This window comes from Pontibacter beigongshangensis, from assembly GCF_014332515.1.
GTDB lineage: Bacteria > Bacteroidota > Bacteroidia > Cytophagales > Hymenobacteraceae > Pontibacter > Pontibacter beigongshangensis.
Genome location: NZ_VFSD01000003.1, coordinates 229,460 through 247,487, shown reverse-complemented (window position 1 = coordinate 247,487; position 18,028 = coordinate 229,460). Strand labels below are relative to the sequence as shown.

The following is an 18,028-nucleotide window of genomic DNA, read 5'->3' as shown; positions in this document are numbered from 1 at the left end:
TAGCCGGTCAACTGCTATAGAAGCAAACCAGGTTAATTCTTTTAACCCTTATAATCAAGGTACAGACAGCAGCAGGAGCAGCAGGAGCAGCAGGAGCAGCAGAGCCGCTGGAGGGCCAATTTCATTAGAATAATTTAACGAAATGTCAGACTTCCTGGCCCACGATTCCAAATTAGCACATCAGCACCTTTATCACATCAGCACATTAAAAAATTTGCACATTAAAATAATGATCCAAAACCTGAAGCTCTTCGCCTTCCTTCTCCTCCTGTTGGCCTGCACACAACCGCAGCAACTACAGGGAACAGCTGCTCCTGCAGCAGGTACTCCGCCCGGCCAGCCAAACAGCTCCGGAAATTTGCAGGCTGCTACCACCGTGAGCCAGTACAAACTCTTCGAGGCTGCGCTTACCAACGAGAAGCCCTACGCCAACAAGTTCACTGATGTAGAACTGCTGGTGCAGTACCAGGCACCATCCGGCAAACTGGTCAACTTCCGGGGCTTCTTTGATGGCGACGGCAGCGGGAAAGGCAACGCTACTACAGGCAACACCTGGAAAATGCGTTTCATGCCCGACGAAGTAGGCACCTGGCGCTATGTCTACTCCTGGACCGACGGCACCAAAGGCGGTCAGGGCAGTTTTACCTGCACGGCCGAGGGAGCCGGCAAAGGCATTTTGCAGCCGTACGCCCAGAACCCGCACTGGTTTGCCTACAATGGCACCGAACCGGTATGGCTCAAGTCGTACTACGAAACCGGCCACGGCTCCATCGGGCAGAATTTTGACTGGGTGGTGCAGAACGTGTACAGCAAGTTTGTAGAGCACGGCTATAACCACCTGCAGGCAAACTGGCTGCTGTCGCTGTGCTGTTTTAAACAATATTACCTCGATGGGCCCGAACCCGAGACCCTGGACCTGGCGCTGTATGAGGAAGGCAAGGCCAGCAGCACCATGAACCTGGATGTATGGCGACGGATGGAGCAGCACATGGGCTGGCTCAACGACAAAAACATTGGCGTACACATGTTCCTGGGCGTAGATGGCAGCCAGAACGAAGGCCCTGACTGGAGCAAACTTTCCGCAGAAGAAAAAGATTTTATGGTGCGCTACATGGTGGCACGCCTCGCTCCTTACGCCAACCTGGCCGGCTGGAACTTTGTATGGGAAGTGCCCGGCGACCGCGAAAGCCATGAACTTGGTTTTGCCCGCCTGGTGGCGCAGTACGACGTGTTCAACCACCTACGCACCTACGAAGACGAGTTTCCGCGCGAAAACCACTACCACCTGCCTGAGTATACCTTTGCCGCCATTGAGAACCACCAGATTGCCGCCCCGGCCAAAACGCTGGAGCGCCACCTCTGGCGCGATGCCTGGACACACCACATGGCCTGCCTGCTCGGTTATGCCGGCAAGCCTGTTTTTATGAGCGAGGGAAATGCGCTCTGGCGCAGGTTCTGGCACGAACGTGTAGGCGCCACCCAGGACGACCTCCGGCGCTCTGCCTGGGCCTGTGCCACAGCAGGAGCCTCCTTCACCTGGAACGGCCACGCGAAAGAATACGAACTTTTTGCCGGCGGCCCCGATGGCCTGCCCTTCCACAAAGAAAATGCCTTCACCGCCTCTGAGCAGTACATAGAGGTGCTGGCACAGGTGTTCAGCAAAGAGGTGGAGTTTTATAAGATGCGCCCGCACGACGAACTGCTGGCAGCGCACCAGACCATGCGCGTTTATGCCCTGGCTGAGCCCGGAAGGCAGTACCTGGTCTTCGCGCCCGATGGCGAGCACTTCGCGCTTAAACTGGCAGAAGGCAACTATAACCGCAACACCTGGGTTGATACCAAAACCGGGAAAAAGAAGGCCGCTGTCGCTGTTCGTGGCAAAGGAGAAGAGGCTCCGGTAAGCTTTAAAGCCCCGAACAAAAACACAGACTGGGTGCTGATCCTGAAATCGGAGTAAGCCAGAAAAAACAATTCAAAGGCAAGGTTTCTCTGAGGTAAATCAGGGAAACCTTGTTTGTTTTATGGCAGAATGATGTGCGCGTAGATGCCCCTAAATTAAAGCATCCACCATCAGACTTCTCCTTTTGTACCGATGCCGGCATCAGGCATGGCAACAGACAGCATTTTGACCTTACCAACTTCTGAAAACTTTCAATCAGGCACAAAATCAGAAGCTAGAAAATCTAAACATGGCATTTTTAGTAAATACTACTGAAAATGGTAAAAACTTAGAAGAAAGGCGTATGTTTTTGATGGCACCTCTGCTATGTTTCCTGATTCTCTACCTCTCCTACTCTCCTAAAAGGCGCTTCCCAAAAATCTGCAGCTACCACAGACTCGTGCTTGCGCTGATAGTCTTTAGCATCTGTTATACCCAGGCGGCAGCTCAATCCGATTCTACTGATGCACATCAGGAGGCGGGCAGGCTACCGAGCCTGCTCTCTGTGGGTGCAGGATGGCAGTACGGGTTTATCTTTGCCCATTCGCAGGATGTGCAGAACACCAAAGGGTCCAACCCGCTAGGAGCCGAACTGGTATTAAGCTGGCAACGCAACGACCCCGACACCTGGGACCTCTGCAATTGTTTCCCCCGCAACGGGCTGCTGCTCTCTTACTACGATTTTGATAATGCCGTCCTGGGAAGAGGAGTAAATGCTTCTTATTTCCTGGAGCCGACTTATAAACTTACTCAAAAGTCATTCTTGTCCTTTAAGGGCGCTGCCGGGCTGTCGTACCTCACTAACCCGCACCATGAAACCAGCAACCCGGCCAACCAGTCTTACTCCACTTACCTAAATGGTTACCTGTTGTTAGGAATAGGTGCCTGGTTCCGGCTTAGTGAACATTGGTGGCTGAACCCGTCAGTCAATTACCAGCATATTTCGAACGGCGGCCTGCGCAAACCAAACAAGGGCATTAACTGGCCCACGGCAGGAGTCGCTTTCAGTTACCAGCCCAAAACCCGTGCCTACAATACCCACCCCCGCTCCACCGAAAAATACTGGGCCGAGGATTCCCCTCGCTGGGACATTACCTTGTTTGGCATCGCCCGGAAAGGCTACGACACGGAAGGCAACCGAAAGCGCTACCCCATGGCAGGTGTGGCGCTGCAGGGAGCAAAACAGGTAGGTAGAATAAGTAACCTGACGCTGGCCACCGAAGTGTACCGCGACAAGGAACTCCGCAGCAGACTAGATTCCGATTCGGAAGAGGGCAGTGAAGTTAAAGCCGGAGTCATGGCCGGCCATGAGTTTATCCTGGGCAAGTTCCTTTTTAGTCAGCAGTTGGGCGTCTATGTCTTTGACCAAACGCCTTACTTCGACCGCCTCTACCACCGTTGGGGCCTGCAGTACCGGGCTGGCCAAAACCTGGGCTTCGGCTTTAACCTCCTGGCCCACCGGCAGGTAGCTGAGTTTATAGATTTAAGGGTTACGTATAGTTTTAGGAGGTAATACTGTCGAAGGTGCTGTTGTTAGATGACATTCTGCTATCAATTCCTTGGCTCACCCTTACTTCCCGGACCGTCCCCTTGCAACCCCGTCTTTACCATGCAGCCCCAGCCAAAGTGCGCTGCCAGGGGACAGCGCATGCAATCGTATAGCCAGGGATCCAGAGGATTGGGGTATAAATTATTTGAATGAAAATGCACCTCCATAGACTCTACTGCTGCTGCTTCTAATAATGGAAGCAAGACGTCAGACAGAAGACTTTCTTTGAAAGTTAAAAATCAAAACTAAGGAGCTGATCGTTCTTTCAAAGCCGATGTAATTCACCTTCAAATTTAAAAAATCAACCGTTCAACAATTTAACAACCAACAATCAACAACCAATACAGCCCTCCCTAAGCCTCAACTGCTCCTGACGCTGCCCCGGATTTCTAGCTTTTAAAAGCTTCAAGCCCCTTCGGCACCAGCGGCAGCGCCTTTAGCCGAACACCAGTGGCAGCCGCAATGGCATTCCGGATGGCAGGGGCTATCCCCACAATGGGAGCTTCTCCGGCACCGGCAGAGGGCAGGTCTTTGCGGTTGAGCTGGATGATCTGGATGGCAGGCATGTCTTTAAAGCGGGGCACCCGGTACTGGGCAAAATGCGGGTTCAGGATTTTACCGTCCTTAAAATCTACCGCTTCGAAGAGCGCTCCACCCAGGCCCTGCACAATGGAGCCCAGGATCTGGTTATCGAGGTGCTCCGGGTTGATGACAGCACCGCACTCAAAGGCAGTTGTGAGGCGCAGCACCTTCACATCGCCCGACTTCGGATCTACGGCTACTTCGGCACAGGTTGCCGTGAAGCCGCCTTTCTCTGTGCCTCCTCCTATACCGTAGCCGTGGTTTTTGGCAGGTTTGGTTTTCCCCCAACCAAATGCTTTGGCAGCAGCCTCAAATGCGGCACGGAGGCGTGGCTCCTGCAGGTTTTTGAGCCGGAAGATGAGCGGGTCCATGCCTACAAGGCTGGCCAGGTCGTCCATCTGCGACTCCAGCACAAAGATGTTGGCCGTAGAAGCCAGTCCCCGGTAAGAGCCTTGTTTCAGGGGTGAGTCAACAGGGTGGAACTGTATCTGCTGGTTTGGCACCTTATATGGTGTTTGAATACCGGCAGGACCGGAGTTGTAGTTATGGAATTCCCAGGCAGTAAGCGTACCATCTGTTTTCACACCACTTCTCACCTCTATCACACCAGCTGGCCGGAAATAGGCCCAGGTAAATTCTTCTTCGCGCGTCTAGGTAAGCTTTACGGGTTTCTGCGCGGCCTTTGCCAGGCGGGCAGCCTCCAGTGCCGCCTCCCCGGAGTGTTTGCCGCCATAGGCAGAGCCCGTGTCGGGCATAATGACCCGCACCTGCTCCTTATCGAGCTTAAACGCTCTGGCCAGGTCGTCCTGCACGCCAAAGGGGCGTTGGGTACCGGTCCAGACGGTGAGTTTGCCATTCTCCCACTGCGCCAGCGCAGCACGCGGCTCCATGGGGGCATGGGCAATGTAGTCGATGTGGTAGGTGGCTTTCAGGGTTTTGTCGGCGGCCAGGCCAGCGTCTATGCTGCCCTGGCTAATGCTGCCTCTGCCCCCTGAGCGTGGTGTGGAGGCATTCTGCTTCAGGTAATCAAATATCTCGGCGCGCGATGGCTGCGGTGTAGTTTGCCAGATGGGTTTAATGGCGGCAATGGCTTTTTCGGCTGCTGCACGATCGGGGGCAGCTACACCCACAAAATTACCTTCCTGCACTACTACCACGCCGGGCATGGCCTTGGCAGCGGCAACATCAGCCTGTGTTAAGCTAGCGCCAAAGGCTGGTGCGCGCAATATTTTACCATGCAGCATGCCGGGCAGCTTCAAATCAGATACAAAAGTATGCCTGCCGGTAATAATGTCGTGGCCGTTTACTTTTGGCACCGATGTTCCGGCTATTTTCCATTGCTCAGTGGGCGTTAAGGCGGCATCTTCTGCCACTGCCTCCAGCAACGCCTTGCCTTTGGTCAGCTGCCCGAAACTGAGGCTTTCATTATTTCTGGTGTTGATGATTTTCCCGTCGGCTATACTGAGGGAGTTCTTGTCGGCTTTCCAGTGCTGCGCGGCCTGGTCCAACAGCATGGCGCGGGCGGTGGCGGCTGCCCTGCGGAGTTGTGGCCCCATGCTCGGGGTGCTGCGGCTGCCAAAGGTTCCGGCATCGTAAGGCACCAGGTCGGTGTCGCCCATCACCATTTTAATGGATTGCACCGGCACCCGTAGCTCCTCGGCCACCACCTGCGCCAGCGAGGTCCGGATGTTCTGCCCTACCTCTACCTTGCCTGTATAAACGGTTATCACATCATCCTCGCCGATGTGCAGCCACCCTCCTACTTGTTTGGAGGTAGCTTTCTGGGCGGGTGTTGGGGCATCGGTGTCGGAGAGCAGGGCAAAGGCATCCTGCAGCACAAAACTCACGGCTATGCCACCTCCCAGCAGCTTCAGGAATTTTCGTCTGCTTTGGTTTACTGCAAGCTGCTGCTGCTCCTGCTGCCCGGCTATACGTTTAATTTCTTCCATCATCCTCTCATTCTCCTTAGGCCTTAGCGGCTTCTTTTATGGCCCTGACAATGCGCGGATAGGTGCCACAGCGACAGATGTTGCCATTCATGGCGCTGATGATCTGCTCCTCGCTGGGCTGGGCATTTTGCTGCAGCAGCCCCACGGCCGCCATGATCATGCCCGGCGCACAGTAGCCACACTGGAACACATCTACCTTCAGAAAAGCCTCCTGCACCGGGTGCAGCTTTCCGTCCTGCTCCAGCCCCTCTATGGTGGTGATCTGCTTGTTCTGCGCCCCTTCTACCGGTACCCGGCACGATCGCACCGCTACCCCGTCCAGCAGCACGGTGCAGGCACCGCACTGCCCTTCGCCGCAACCATACTTGCTGCCGGTCAGGTCCAGCTCATCGCGCAGCACCTGCAGCAGGCTGGTATCCGGCGCAGACCCAACCGTTCGTTTAACACTGTTTATATGAAGCTCCATAATTTTCAGATCTGGGTAAAGTTGGACTAAACTTAGAAAAATCCGAACGAAATGGCAAGCCAAAACAGGAGTATCTTGCACCTGAAAGGGCAGCCTGGCCCTAAAACAAGAAAGCCGCCAAACAGCTGTTTGGCGGCTTATTCTTTGGCAACGCAATAAGATACTTTGTCCGCTATTGCGTCTGTACCTGCGGCAACATATCTGGCTCCCTTCCGGGATGCGTGCTCAGGTCATTTTTTTTCTGCTTTAGAAGAATCCCCGAGGCGTCTTCTTCTTTTTTCTCTTCAGGTGGCGTAGAAGAAATCACGCCAAACTCGTCGACATACGCAATCATGTCTTCCAGTTTTCCGCTGGTTGCGTTTTCCTGGCGTTCCTGCTTCCGCAGCTCTTTGTCTTCTTTTTTCTTTTGCTTTTTCCTTTGAAGTTGCTTCTTCATGAAGCTGTTCTGTGATCTTGCCATAATAAGCTTTTACAGGTTAAAATTTGGCGCTGTTATCACCAGTGCGCCTTGTTCAGTAATCAGGATTGCTGGCGTTGCCTTTAGTTGCAAGCACAGCAGCCGCCACATAGCTTCAGGAGCGTACGAGGCAGCAGAGGGTTGTTCTATTTCTTTTTGGAGGAGGCAGGCGCAGCATCAGGGCCAAAAATGGTCCGGAGGGCCATTTTGATTCCAATGATTCGCACTGGCCTTGCAAACTGCGCAGCAGCTACAGCACGCTTCTCCTGTCAGTTCGCACAACTACCTGAATCTGCTCAGGACCGAACTCACTCTCTTTCAGGTCCTGGCCATCGTGCCATTTGCAGTTGTAAGTGCCCGACTTCGTCTTGAAATCAATCGTCATGGTGGGGCCGCCTGTCTTTAACTGCACAGCATCACCGGTTTTGTATCCGTAATTAGTCATGTTGGTTTATTTCAACTATCTGAGTAGGCTGCCTGCACAGCCGGTTTATTTACACCCGCGCCATGCCGGATGTTTGTAAGGCGTATGCTTCTTTGCCGAGTTTTTTCAGGAGCCGGTAGTGCGACTTCAGTGCGGATAAAAAAGAGGGGTTTTCCAGGTAAGGCAGGTTAAACTCCTGCGCTACTTCTTTTACTATAACGGAGATCGCCGGATAATGGATGTGGCAAATCTTCGGAAAAAGGTGGTGCTCGATCTGGCGGTTCAGGCCACCGCATAAAAAGCTGGCCATTTTGCTTTTGGGCGAAAAGTTGGCGGTGGTCAGCATCTGGTGCTCCGCCCAGGCCTCCTCCAGGTTTCCCTGCTCGTTTGGTGTCGGAAAAGCCGTTCCCTCTACCACGTGCGCCAGCTGGAAAACCAGCCCCAGCACAAGCCCCTCCACAAAGTGCATCCACAGAAAACCGATCATAAACTGCCACCAGGCAATGTCGAGCACCAGCAGCGGCAGTACAATAAACAGGAAATAGTACACCCCCTTGTAAAAGAACAGGTTAAAGTACTCTTTCCGGGGGTGCCTGGTGTTAGGGTGCTGCCCGATCTTCTTCTGAAAGAACTTCAGAAAATCTTTTCGGGTAACCCACGAGAGCGAGGCGAGCCCGTAGAGCAGAAAAGCATAATAATGCTGAAACCGCTGCAGCTTGTTTACCTTCTCCTCCTCCGAAATACGCACCAGGCCGGGGGCAATTTCAATATCCTCGTCGTGGCCCGGAATGTTGGTGTATGAGTGGTGCACAATGTTATGCGAAATGCTCCACACGTAGGGGTTGGCACCGATAAAATTAAAGAGCAGGCTAAAGACCTTGTTCACGTTCTTGTTTCTGGAAAAGGAACCGTGAATGGCATCGTGGCAGATGTTGAACCCGATAAAGGCACTGAAAGCGCCCAGTAAAGCCGCCAGCCCCACCATAGACCAAATGCCAAATTGGTTCGACATAATGAGCAGGTATAGCACTAAAAAGCCCGTCAGGAAAAAGATCGTTTTAAACCACATAGCCCCGTTAGCGTGCCTGCTTATGTTGTTTTCTTTAAAGTAATCTTCTACCCGGAGGCGTGCGGTGGCAAAAAAAGAGGATTGATTCGTATTGGTAAATTTCAATTTTTGAGACATAGGTGTTGTTTAGGCACAAAAGCGAAAGTCAGAGCACTTTATGTGCGGGGTAAATACTTTTCCGGACCCGGGGCAGTATAAAATAAGGCTGCCGTTACAACTCCGTTAAGCTTTTTATCAGTCGAAATAGTGAAGGAGGTCTGGTGAAGGTCGATGAGAACTTACAAGAACAAATTCTTGCCAGAGAATTGCTTTAGACAAAGCTACACATTATTTAACTTATATAACTAACGCATTCCGGCCCCAATAGATTTCACACTGGCCATAATAGCAGAATTTTAGTGCAATTTATACAGGAAGTGCAAATACCTGCAGGATATTATGCACCTTGATCAATAGCTTCCTTTCGGGCAATTATTTGAATGAAAAAGGCCCTCAAGAGGCAAATCTTATAGGGAAAAGCAGGTCGCTGGTGCGAGCTTGCCGCTCGTACCAAATGTTCCTTACGGCTACAGCCTAAAAGAATGGATCCATAGCAAGCTGCTTTGGCCCCTTCTGGAAAGGCAGTGAAATGAAAGTACGAGCGGCAAGCTCGCACCAGCGCATAATCCTGAAAATGGAAGGCTTATTTTTCCCTACAGGATTTGCTCAGTAGGCTTCTGTTGCTGCTCTGTAACGCGGTTGGTAATGCACCAAAGCGTTATCCGTTCTGACAAATGATTCGATGTTTTGATATCCACGCAACCTCCAACAGCTTATGCTAAGCAGGGCTTTTTGAAAACTGGTGGGTAACAGCAGTTTCTAATTTATAAACTGGCGACGCATCAGATTAGGCGAAGCAACAGCAACTAGTTCAGCCATAGATAATCTCGGTTGGTCTGTGTCAGGTCCGGCTTGAACGGCATCAGGTTGCCGTTGTGGTAAAAAATCCGGACTTTTGTGGTTTTGGTACATGCGGCACTTCCCCCTGAAATATCTCATCCTTCTGCTTTTGCTCCTGGCGGCTGCCATGCGTCCTGCCGCTGCCCAGCACGAAGGCTTTATTTATGGTGAAGTAACCTTAACCAACAACGAGCGGCACAAAGGGCAGATCTTATGGAGCGCCGGCCAGACCATGTGGGTCGACCTGCTCACTGCCGAAAAAAAAGATAACCCGGTTCTGAAATACCTCAACAACGAACAGCTCGAAAAACTGAGCATTGAAGAGACCCAGAAGAAGATGGACTGGGGCTTTATGAACCTCTGGAAAAATCAGTACCCATCGCGCAAGCATACCTTCCGGTGCCGTTTCGGAGATATTGCCTCGCTCACCGTATCCGGAGGCGAGGAGGCGGTGGTGGCTTTTAAGAATGGGGAGAAAGTCAACATTTTCATTAACGAAGACCCCGAATACCGGAACCAGCTCGGCAGGCGCATTACGCTCTATATCGCAAGCAAAGAAAAGATCAGGATCGACTGGGACAACATTGCCCAGATCCGGTTTACCACCACTCCCCAGCAACTCCCCCACCTCAACACCATGCCCCTTTATGGCACCATCGCCACTCGCAGCGGCTCCTCCTATACCGGACTCCTGCAATGGGACATGGACGAATCGCTTACCTCCAATTTTGTGGATGGTAAAAATGAGGCGAACGAAAACATAAAAGTCAGGTTCCGGGATGTGCAGTCTATCCGGCCTAAAGACGAAGGGGCGCTGGTGAAGCTGAAATCGGGCCGGGAACTGTATATGCACGGCAACAGCAATGTGAACCGCAAAAACCAGGGCCTTGTGGTACGTCATCCGGACTGGGGGCAGGTCATCATCCGCTGGCGCGACTTCAAGGAAGCCACCATCGCCGCCTACCCCGAAAACCAGGACTTTGGTTTCAACGCCTTTCAGAAGCCCCGGTCGCTGAAAGCCAGCATTTTTACCAACGACAAGAAAACCTGGCGCGGGTCTTTTGTATATGACCTGGATGAACGGCTGGACGTGGAAACCCTCGATGGCTGGGACAGAGCAGGTGCTTTGCGCATAGTGCCGTTCCGGTTTATAAAAGAAGTGGCGCCCCACAACAGCAAGCAGTCGGTGGTGCTGCTGCGCAATGGCGTGAAGCTGGTGCTGGGCGACCGCAGCGATGTGTCCGAAAAAAACTGGGGGCTGCTGATATGGCCGCAACAAGGCGAATACAAATATATTCCCTGGAACAACGTACACCGGATTGCCTTTTACTAACATCGCACCAGACACCCGACCTGCATGAAAAAAGACCTGCCCAACCCAGTTACCAGGACCCGCCTCCACACGGGCGTTATCTGGGGAGCAGTGCTGGCCCTGGCGCTGCTGATCCTGGTCGCCACGCTGGTGGAGGGACTGGAATATGTGGCGGCGCTACTCTGGATTGTGGCGGTGCTCACGCTGCTCTGGTTCGGCAACCGCTTTATCCATATTAAACTGGACAGTGTTTTACCCTGGTCCCGGCAGCCGCTCCGGCGTTTCTTCATTCAGTTGCTGGGCAGCCTGCTGTACTCGCTGGCATGCATCAATGCCTCCTACTTTTTCCTGAAAACGCTGCTGCTGGGCATGGCGCCGGTGGCGGAGCAGGTGTTGGTGCTGAACCTGTACGGGCTGCTGTTCATCATTCCGGTTTTTTCGCTCAACTTTGGCCTTTACTTTATGGCCCGCTGGAAAGAGGCTTTTATCCAGACCGAAAAGCTGCGCGAGGAGAACCTGCGCACCCAGTTCGAGTCTTTGAAAACGCACATAGACCCGCACTTTCTCTTCAACAACCTCAACGTGCTCTCCTCGCTTATCGATAAAGACCCGCAGGACGCGCACCAGTTCCTCGACAAGTTCTCGGATGTGTACCGCTACGTGCTGCAGCACCGCGACGAGGAACTGGTGGAGCTGGAAACCGAGCTGAACTTTATCCATGCTTACTCCTTCCTGTTTCAGCGGCGGCTGAACAAGCAACTGAAAATTTCCGTGACGGCGCCACCTGCAGCAAAGGCTTATTACCTGCCCCCCCTCTCGGTGCAGATGCTCGTAGAGAACGCTATTAAACATAATAAAGCAACTGTAGCAAAGCCTTTAGCCATTGATATATATATGGAGGAAAAGGATTGGCTGGTGGTGCGGAATACCTATCAGCCGAAGCTGAAGGAACACTCCAACCTGCCTGAAACCGGCCTGGACAACATCAGAAAGCGGTTCGAGTACTTCTCTGACCGCCCCGTGAGTATACAACAGCAGGAGCAGTACTTTACCGTAAAACTGCCACTACTGGAGTGGGACGACCTGGAGCGGTAATTTTTTTGAATTAAAAATTAGAAACGGAGACTTTAAACTTACAAGCCAGCCACAAACAATCAGCGACCAAATTATTTGAATGAAAAAGGCCCTCCGGAGCTTATCTTGTAGGGGAAAGCAGGTCGCTGGTGCGAGCTTGCCGCTCGTATCAAATGTTCCTTAAGGCTACAGCCTAAAAGAATTGATCTATTAGAGGCTGCTTTGGCCCATTCTGGAAAGGCAGTGATATCAAAGTTCGAGCTGCAAGCTCGAACCAGCGCAAAATCCAGGAAATAGAAGCCTTATTTTTCCCTACAAGATAAGGTCCGGAGGCTTTGGTGTTGCTGCTGCTGAATGAATAACATATAAAGAATGAATGGGCTTATGGCCTTTTTAGAGTCCTCCTGCGGAGGACTTCAAACGTTAAATGAAAATTGGAAGTCTCTGACTTCCTGCTGGCGGTTTGTATTGTAGCTTACTAAAATGCTTTATTGTGAAGACTTTTTGAACATTCAAAAGTTTCCTGCAACTTGTCCGGAACGGAGTTCCTGCTACTTCATTTTAAGTTTGGAGTCCTCCTGCGGAAGACTCCAAACCGCGGAACTTACAGGATGTACTGCAATTGCCTAAATTAACCATTTAACCATTACGCCATTTAACAACGAACAAATCAAATGAAAGTAGTCATACTGGAAGATGAGTCTTTGGCGGCAGAGAAACTGGTCAAGATGCTGCTGACCTACGATGAGCATATGGAGATAGTGGCCACCCTTACCTCTGTGGAAGATGCCGTGGAGTGGTTGCAGGCCAACCCCTCCCCCGACCTGCTCCTGGCAGATATTCACCTGGACGATGGCCTGAGCTTTGAGATATTTCAGCAGGTGAAGGTGCAGAGCCCCGTTATCTTTACCACCGCCTACGACCAGTACGCCATCAGGGCCTTTCAGGTGCACAGCATCGATTACCTGCTCAAGCCGGTGCAGTACGACAAGCTCGCCCAAAGCCTCGACAAGCTCAGGGCGCTGCAGGAGAACTACCAGGAGCCGGCCCCGCAGCTCGACCTGGAGGAACTCGTAAAGCTCCTGAAGGCCGGGCAGGCCACCTATAAAACCAGGTTCCTGGTAAAGGCCGGCAACCGCATCAGAGCCGTAAAAACAACAGAGATCGCCTACATTTATGCCGACCAGAAACTGAACCTGCTCGTAACCCACGATGGCCAGAAATACCCCCTCGACTACTCCCTCGACGACCTCAACCTGATGCTCGACCCGCAGTACTTCTTCCGCGTAAACCGGCAGCTCATTACCCACATCGACTCGGCCGTAGAAATACATCCCTACTTTAAGGGCAGGCTCAAAGTGGAGCTGCAACCCCCACTCGACCAGGAGGTGATCATCAGCAGCGAACGCACTCCCCTCTTCAAGGCCTGGCTCGACAAATAGTCCAATGCCATAGCAGCACAGCACTAAACGCTGCCGCTGGCAGAAGTCCGTTTTGCTCCTGCCTTTTTTTCAAAAACTCCCTTCTTGTTCAGCAAGAGTATCTCCCGGTTCAGCCTGTTTAAATCCTTGTTGGTACATTAATCCTTATCTGGCTTAAATCATATAGCTAACTTGATTAGGAACGAAAGTTATCCTGACACCTCCTACACCTTAGTTGAAAATGCCAGAAAGCACGAACTGCAGCTATTTTGCAAAACACAGCCTCATTACTATGAAAAGCTTCCTGTCCCTCCTGCTTTTTCTGGCCATTGCCATCCAGGCTTCGTCACAAAGTATGGTGGTGCAGGGCATTGTACACAGCGCCCAGGATTCGCTGTCGCTGCCAGGGGCAAGCGTGCTGCTGTATAAGGCCGCTGCAACGGCAGGCGAACAAACACCCGCCGCCACGGCCACAGACATGAACGGCAAGTTCCGGTTCGAGAACGTAGCCCCAGGCCAGTACAACATAAAGATCAATTTTATCGGGTTCACGCCCTTTTCCAAAGCCATAAAGGTAGAGCAGGCAAACCTGAACCTGGGCAAACTGATGCTGCTGGAAGAATCGATGACCATGCGGGAAGTAGTGGTGGTGGGCCGCGTTGCGCTTGGCGAGCAGATGGGCGACACCACGCAGTTTAATGCTGCCGCCTTTAAAACCAACCCCGATGCCAGCGCCGAGGACCTGGTGCAGAAAATGCCCGGTATCACCATTGAAGACGGCAAAATACAGGCACAGGGCGAAGATGTGATGGAGATTCTGGTAGATGGCAAACGCTTTTTTGAGGGCGATGTAGACGCTGCCCTCCGCAACCTGCCTGCAGAGGTAATCCAGAACATCCAGGTCTTCGACAAGAAAAGTGATCAGGCAGAATTCAGCGGGTTCGACGACGGCAACCGGGCCAAGACCATAAATATTGTAACCAAGCCCGACCGCAGAAAAGGGACATTTGGCCAGGCCTCCGCCGGCTATGGCACCGACAACCGGCACATGCTCGGTGCCAGTGTAAACTTTTTTGACAACAACAGGCGCATAACCATTACAGGTGTTCGCAACAACATCAACATGTACGACTACTCTATTGGCGAGACGCCCGGAGGTGGCATGCGCGGCAGAAGAGGCGATGACAACGGCATCATCAAAACCAGCAGAATAGGCATTAACTTCAGTGATGAGTGGGCCGACAAAGTAGAACTGAGCGGTAACTACAACATAAACCACAGAGAGGTATTTCAGAGCCAGTTCAGGCGTCAGAACTTTATTATCGCCAGCGACTCCGGACGGGTTTACTCAGAGAGAAACAACTCTGATAATGAACAGCTGAACCAGCGGTTCCGGATGCGCCTGAAATACATGATGGATGAGAACAACGAAATCCTTTTTAAACCGAACTTCTCCATCAACAAAGGCAGCACGGCTTCGGACTTCTTCGGGCGTACCATAAACAACCTCGGGCCGATTAACCAGACCGAAAATACCTCCACTTCCGACAATAACAGCTTTAACCTGGAAAGCGACCTGCATTATCGCCACCGCTTTAAGAAACCCGGCCGTACCTTCGGAGCCAGCATCAACAACCAGTACAGCTCCAACAATGGCGACAGCTACCGTATTGCCGACAACATTTTTTACAACCGGGCCAACCAGGCCGAAAGGCTGGACCAGTATCGCGACAACCGAGGCACCGGCTACTCCTGGCGAACGAACTTCTCCTACACCGAACCGGTAGGCGACAGCGCCCGCATACAGCTGGAGTACGAGATCGGTAACCGCCACGATAATTCTGAAAGGCTTACCTATAACCTGGCTGAAATTACCGGCGATTACACCTTGCTCGACACGGTTCTCAGCAACTCGTTCAGAAGCGATTACCTGACGCAGGAGGTAGAGCTGGGCTACCAGTACAACACCCAAAAGCTGCTGTTCCAGGTAGAGACGGAGTACCAGCGGGCAGACCTGCAGAACGATCAGCGGTTTCCGCAGCCGTACGATATGGCCCGTACATTTCACAGTATTCTGCCCTCGGCCGAGCTGGAGTACCGGTTTACCAAAACAAAAAATATCCGCATAAACTACCGCACCAATACCAATGCGCCGGCGCTCAGCCAGCTACAGGATGTCATAGACCAGTCGAACCCCTTGCACATCAGAACAGGCAACCCCAACCTGCGGCAGTCTTACCAGAACCGGATCTGGATGCGCTACAGAAACTTTGATGAGGAAACCAATAAGGTATTTTATGTCGGTGTGAGAGGCTCCATCACCAACAACAGCATCACGAACAGTACCATCGTGGCCGATGAGACGATCAGGCTTAGCGAGGAGGTGGTGCTGGAAGAGGGTTCTCAGCTCACGCGCCCCGTGAACATGGGCGAGGCCAACTGGGATGTGCGGACGTTCTTTAACTATGGCTTCCCGGTGAACCTGATTGAGTCGAAACTTAGCTTTAACGGAGCCGTGGGCCACACCCGCCGGCCGGGTTTGGTAAATGAGGAAGTGAACATCTCGCATGCCACCAACTTCAGGCTGGGGGTATCGGTGAGCAGCAACATCAGCGAAGAGATTGATTTCAATATTTCGACCCGCTCCAACTACAACCTGGTAGAAAACACGTTGCTGCCCGGCCGAAACAACAACTACTTTAACCAGAGCACGAGTGCCCGCTTTAACTGGATCTTCCTGAAAGGCCTCGTGTACCGCACCGAACTAAACCACCAGGCAAACTCAGGCCTGGGAGCCGGCATCGACAACAACTTTCTGCTCTGGAACATGAGTATCAGCAAGAAGCTGTTCAGCAACGAGCGGGGCGAGATCGGCCTGAGCGTAAATGACTTGCTGGAGCAGAACAACAACATACGCCGGAATGTAACTGAGCTCTACGTAGAGGATGTGCAGTCTACCATTCTGCAACGCTACTTTATGCTCACCTTTACCTACAGCCTCCGCCATTTTGCTGGCGGATGATGGAGTAAATCTGCTAAGGGTGGATCTTGTATTTTCTTGCTCCCATATCAAGTTCAGCATGCTAAATCAATAATTTTATGTGGAGGAGATGGCAGGAGATTGTATGGCTGTGTCTGACTATGCGCTTCTTCGGTAACGGTTCGGGGCCTTTACTACAATATGGAAAAAACGAATAAGATTGGTTTTTGCGGAATTGAAAGCAAGAATATTTCATTTATCCTATCTGCATTTTGCAAAACCCTTGATGTGTACAGGGCTGCTTCGTTCTAACGGAAAAAGTCGGATACAATTTCTCCGCTTGCAAATAGTTTTTTCGGTGTTTGTCCCGTTAATTCTCTGATTTGGTCGATGAAATGGGATTGATCGTAATAACCTGCTTCTTAAGCTAATGCGGCTATGTTGACTTTAGCTGCAGCTTATTGTAAGAACATGGCGTGTTGGAAGCGAATAATCTTAAGCTATTGTTTTGGTGAAATTCCTATCTTTTCAAGTACCTCTAAGTTTAGCTCTCATACTCCACCTTCCCACTCCTTTAGACTAGGATAAAGCAGCAAGCCTACCATATAACCTTCTGCAAATAACTTTTTAGGAACGGTTGGGCAAATAAGTAAAACTTCATATTCCAAATGTCGTTTCTAACGAGAAACATAAAAATACTGCTATGAATAACTTATTCAGAGGATTGCTTGCTGGCTATGGCGCTAAAAAACTAGGTGGAGGATGCTTCAGTACGATTCTTATTTTTGTAATTATTTGGGTGGTGCTTGGTCAATGTAGCAATACATTTAGATCGAAAGAAAGCGAAGAAAACAAGACTAATCAAACCGAGATAAAAAAATCTGGAATGGTCACTTCATCTGACCCCGCCATTTGGTAAAAGTTTGTGTGCTTTTGTGCTAATTTCCTGCTTCCCCAATCATGGGTGTAAGTAGGGCACATGATACACTTCTTGAATTCAACGGATTGGTACATAAAGTGAGTAAGGCTTAGCCGATACTTGGTTTATGTATGGTGTTGGCTGTAGAATTTTTTAAGATTGACTGTATGTTAAAAAATGCTAATGCAATCAATAAAAGTAATGGAAGCCAAAATTTCCTACTTACTTCAATGATGCTGTCCTTATCAATTATAAATACATCACGAGACGCGGAATTAGTATGTGATGTAGATTGGCTAGCTGTACCGCAAAACGACATCGTTACTGACTTATGTTCAGTTTCAGGAATATTAAAAACCCATATTTCATTGTCTACAAAAAGGAATCTTTCAATGTCTTCTATCATAAAGATATTCAAAGTATTAACTATAGCCCCGTACTTTGCATCATTTGTGAAATAGAAGTAGACTCCATTGATGGTGTCGTTCGATATATGTTGTTTCCTCAACTCAACCTGTGCTTCTTTCAATGTCGCTTCATCCTGATTCTCCCGTCCTGTCAAATAATAAGTTAAATAGTTCCGCTTAGGATAAGGTCTAATAGGGTCTAAACCATAGAAGTGACTTAAAGTATCCGATACAATTATATTCCCAAACTCGGGAGTATTCATGTTAAGCTCAATGACTGCTTTCTCTTTTGCTTTAATTCGATTTTTTAAATAAATGAAGCAAATAGGAAAAAGCACTATCAATGATAATAGCCCAGGTGTATACAGAAGCCTTCTTTTAACTTTACCCATTAAGCGTTATATGTCTAGACTTTATTCAATGATATTACAGCCAACGGTTAGTACAGGATGCGAATGAGGCGTAGCCGAGTATGGAGCCTGTGCCGTGTTAGCTGTGGGTATTCTACTTTAGTTTAACAAGCTTTCCCTGATTCACGGTA

Annotated in this window: 14 protein-coding genes and 1 pseudogene; 8 read left to right on the top strand and 7 right to left on the bottom strand. The window is 50.8% G+C overall.

Translation table 11 applies throughout. From position 1 onward, the window contains the following. Nucleotides 1-229: 229 nt before the first annotated feature. The 3 genes from FJM74_RS04665 to FJM74_RS04660 are packed head-to-tail and all read left to right on the top strand — an operon-like array spanning nucleotide 230 to nucleotide 3,452. Nucleotides 230-1,957 (top strand): DUF5060 domain-containing protein, encoded by a 1,728-nt coding sequence (locus tag FJM74_RS04665; protein ID WP_187261400.1) that lies wholly within the window; start codon nucleotides 230-232, stop codon nucleotides 1,955-1,957. A gap of 53 nt (nucleotides 1,958-2,010) precedes the next feature. Next, nucleotides 2,011-2,145, top strand: a complete 135-nt coding sequence (locus FJM74_RS22515) for a hypothetical protein (protein ID WP_262890423.1) — start codon at nucleotides 2,011-2,013, stop codon at nucleotides 2,143-2,145. Between the two features lie 44 nt (nucleotides 2,146-2,189). Then, nucleotides 2,190-3,452, top strand: coding sequence for an acyloxyacyl hydrolase (locus FJM74_RS04660; RefSeq protein WP_187261399.1), 1,263 nt, complete (start codon nucleotides 2,190-2,192; stop codon nucleotides 3,450-3,452). Nucleotides 3,453-3,877: 425 nt separating this feature from the next. Here the strand turns inward: FJM74_RS04660 and FJM74_RS22185 are convergent, their stop codons facing one another. The 6 genes and pseudogenes from FJM74_RS22185 to FJM74_RS04635 form a co-directional block, all read right to left on the bottom strand. Next, nucleotides 3,878-4,441: a molybdopterin cofactor-binding domain-containing protein gene (locus tag FJM74_RS22185; protein ID WP_241738953.1), complete on the bottom strand. Its 564-nt coding sequence runs from the start codon at nucleotides 4,439-4,441 to the stop codon at nucleotides 3,878-3,880. Further along, a pseudogene (locus tag FJM74_RS22180) lies at nucleotides 4,421-6,019 on the bottom strand (molybdopterin cofactor-binding domain-containing protein); the annotation flags it as partial. The pseudogene FJM74_RS22180 and the gene FJM74_RS22185, both read right to left, overlap by 21 nt. A 16-nt stretch (nucleotides 6,020-6,035) precedes the next feature. Next, nucleotides 6,036-6,485 carry a (2Fe-2S)-binding protein gene (locus FJM74_RS04650; protein ID WP_187261398.1) on the bottom strand — a complete coding sequence of 150 codons (450 nt, stop codon included), beginning with the start codon at nucleotides 6,483-6,485 and terminating at the stop codon, nucleotides 6,036-6,038. Nucleotides 6,486-6,657: 172 nt separating this feature from the next. Next, the gene (locus tag FJM74_RS22175) at nucleotides 6,658-6,945 is read right to left on the bottom strand and encodes a cold-shock protein (protein ID WP_206683998.1); all 288 of its coding nucleotides are present in this window, start codon (nucleotides 6,943-6,945) and stop codon (nucleotides 6,658-6,660) included. 247 nt (nucleotides 6,946-7,192) lie between these two features. Continuing rightward, complete coding sequence (locus FJM74_RS04640; protein ID WP_187261397.1) at nucleotides 7,193-7,387, bottom strand: DUF2158 domain-containing protein; 195 nt, start codon at nucleotides 7,385-7,387, stop codon at nucleotides 7,193-7,195. Nucleotides 7,388-7,436: 49 nt separating this feature from the next. Further along, a complete protein-coding gene (locus FJM74_RS04635) occupies nucleotides 7,437-8,552 on the bottom strand; it encodes a fatty acid desaturase family protein (protein ID WP_187261396.1) in 1,116 nt (371 codons plus the stop codon). Nucleotides 8,553-9,444: 892 nt separating this feature from the next. Between FJM74_RS04635 and FJM74_RS04630 the strand changes: the two genes are divergently transcribed. The 5 genes from FJM74_RS04630 (at nucleotide 9,445) to FJM74_RS04610 (ending at nucleotide 17,080) form a co-directional block, all read left to right on the top strand. Beyond that, nucleotides 9,445-10,707, top strand: a complete 1,263-nt coding sequence (locus FJM74_RS04630; RefSeq protein WP_187261395.1) for a hypothetical protein — start codon at nucleotides 9,445-9,447, stop codon at nucleotides 10,705-10,707. 24 nt (nucleotides 10,708-10,731) lie between these two features. After that, on the top strand, nucleotides 10,732-11,781 hold the full coding sequence (locus tag FJM74_RS04625) for a sensor histidine kinase (RefSeq protein ID WP_187261394.1): 1,050 nt from the start codon (nucleotides 10,732-10,734) through the stop codon (nucleotides 11,779-11,781). Between the two features lie 653 nt (nucleotides 11,782-12,434). Continuing rightward, a complete protein-coding gene (locus FJM74_RS04620; RefSeq protein WP_187261393.1) occupies nucleotides 12,435-13,202 on the top strand; it encodes a LytR/AlgR family response regulator transcription factor in 768 nt (255 codons plus the stop codon). 271 nt (nucleotides 13,203-13,473) lie between these two features. Continuing rightward, a complete protein-coding gene (locus FJM74_RS04615) occupies nucleotides 13,474-16,203 on the top strand; it encodes a TonB-dependent receptor (protein WP_187261392.1) in 2,730 nt (909 codons plus the stop codon). A gap of 661 nt (nucleotides 16,204-16,864) precedes the next feature. After that, nucleotides 16,865-17,080, top strand: a complete 216-nt coding sequence (locus tag FJM74_RS04610; protein WP_187261469.1) for a hypothetical protein — start codon at nucleotides 16,865-16,867, stop codon at nucleotides 17,078-17,080. Between the two features lie 109 nt (nucleotides 17,081-17,189). On the opposite strand, the gene FJM74_RS04605 is transcribed toward FJM74_RS04610, so the two are convergent. Continuing rightward, nucleotides 17,190-17,879 carry a hypothetical protein gene (locus FJM74_RS04605; RefSeq protein WP_187261391.1) on the bottom strand — a complete coding sequence of 230 codons (690 nt, stop codon included), beginning with the start codon at nucleotides 17,877-17,879 and terminating at the stop codon, nucleotides 17,190-17,192. Nucleotides 17,880-18,028: the final 149 nt, after the last annotated feature.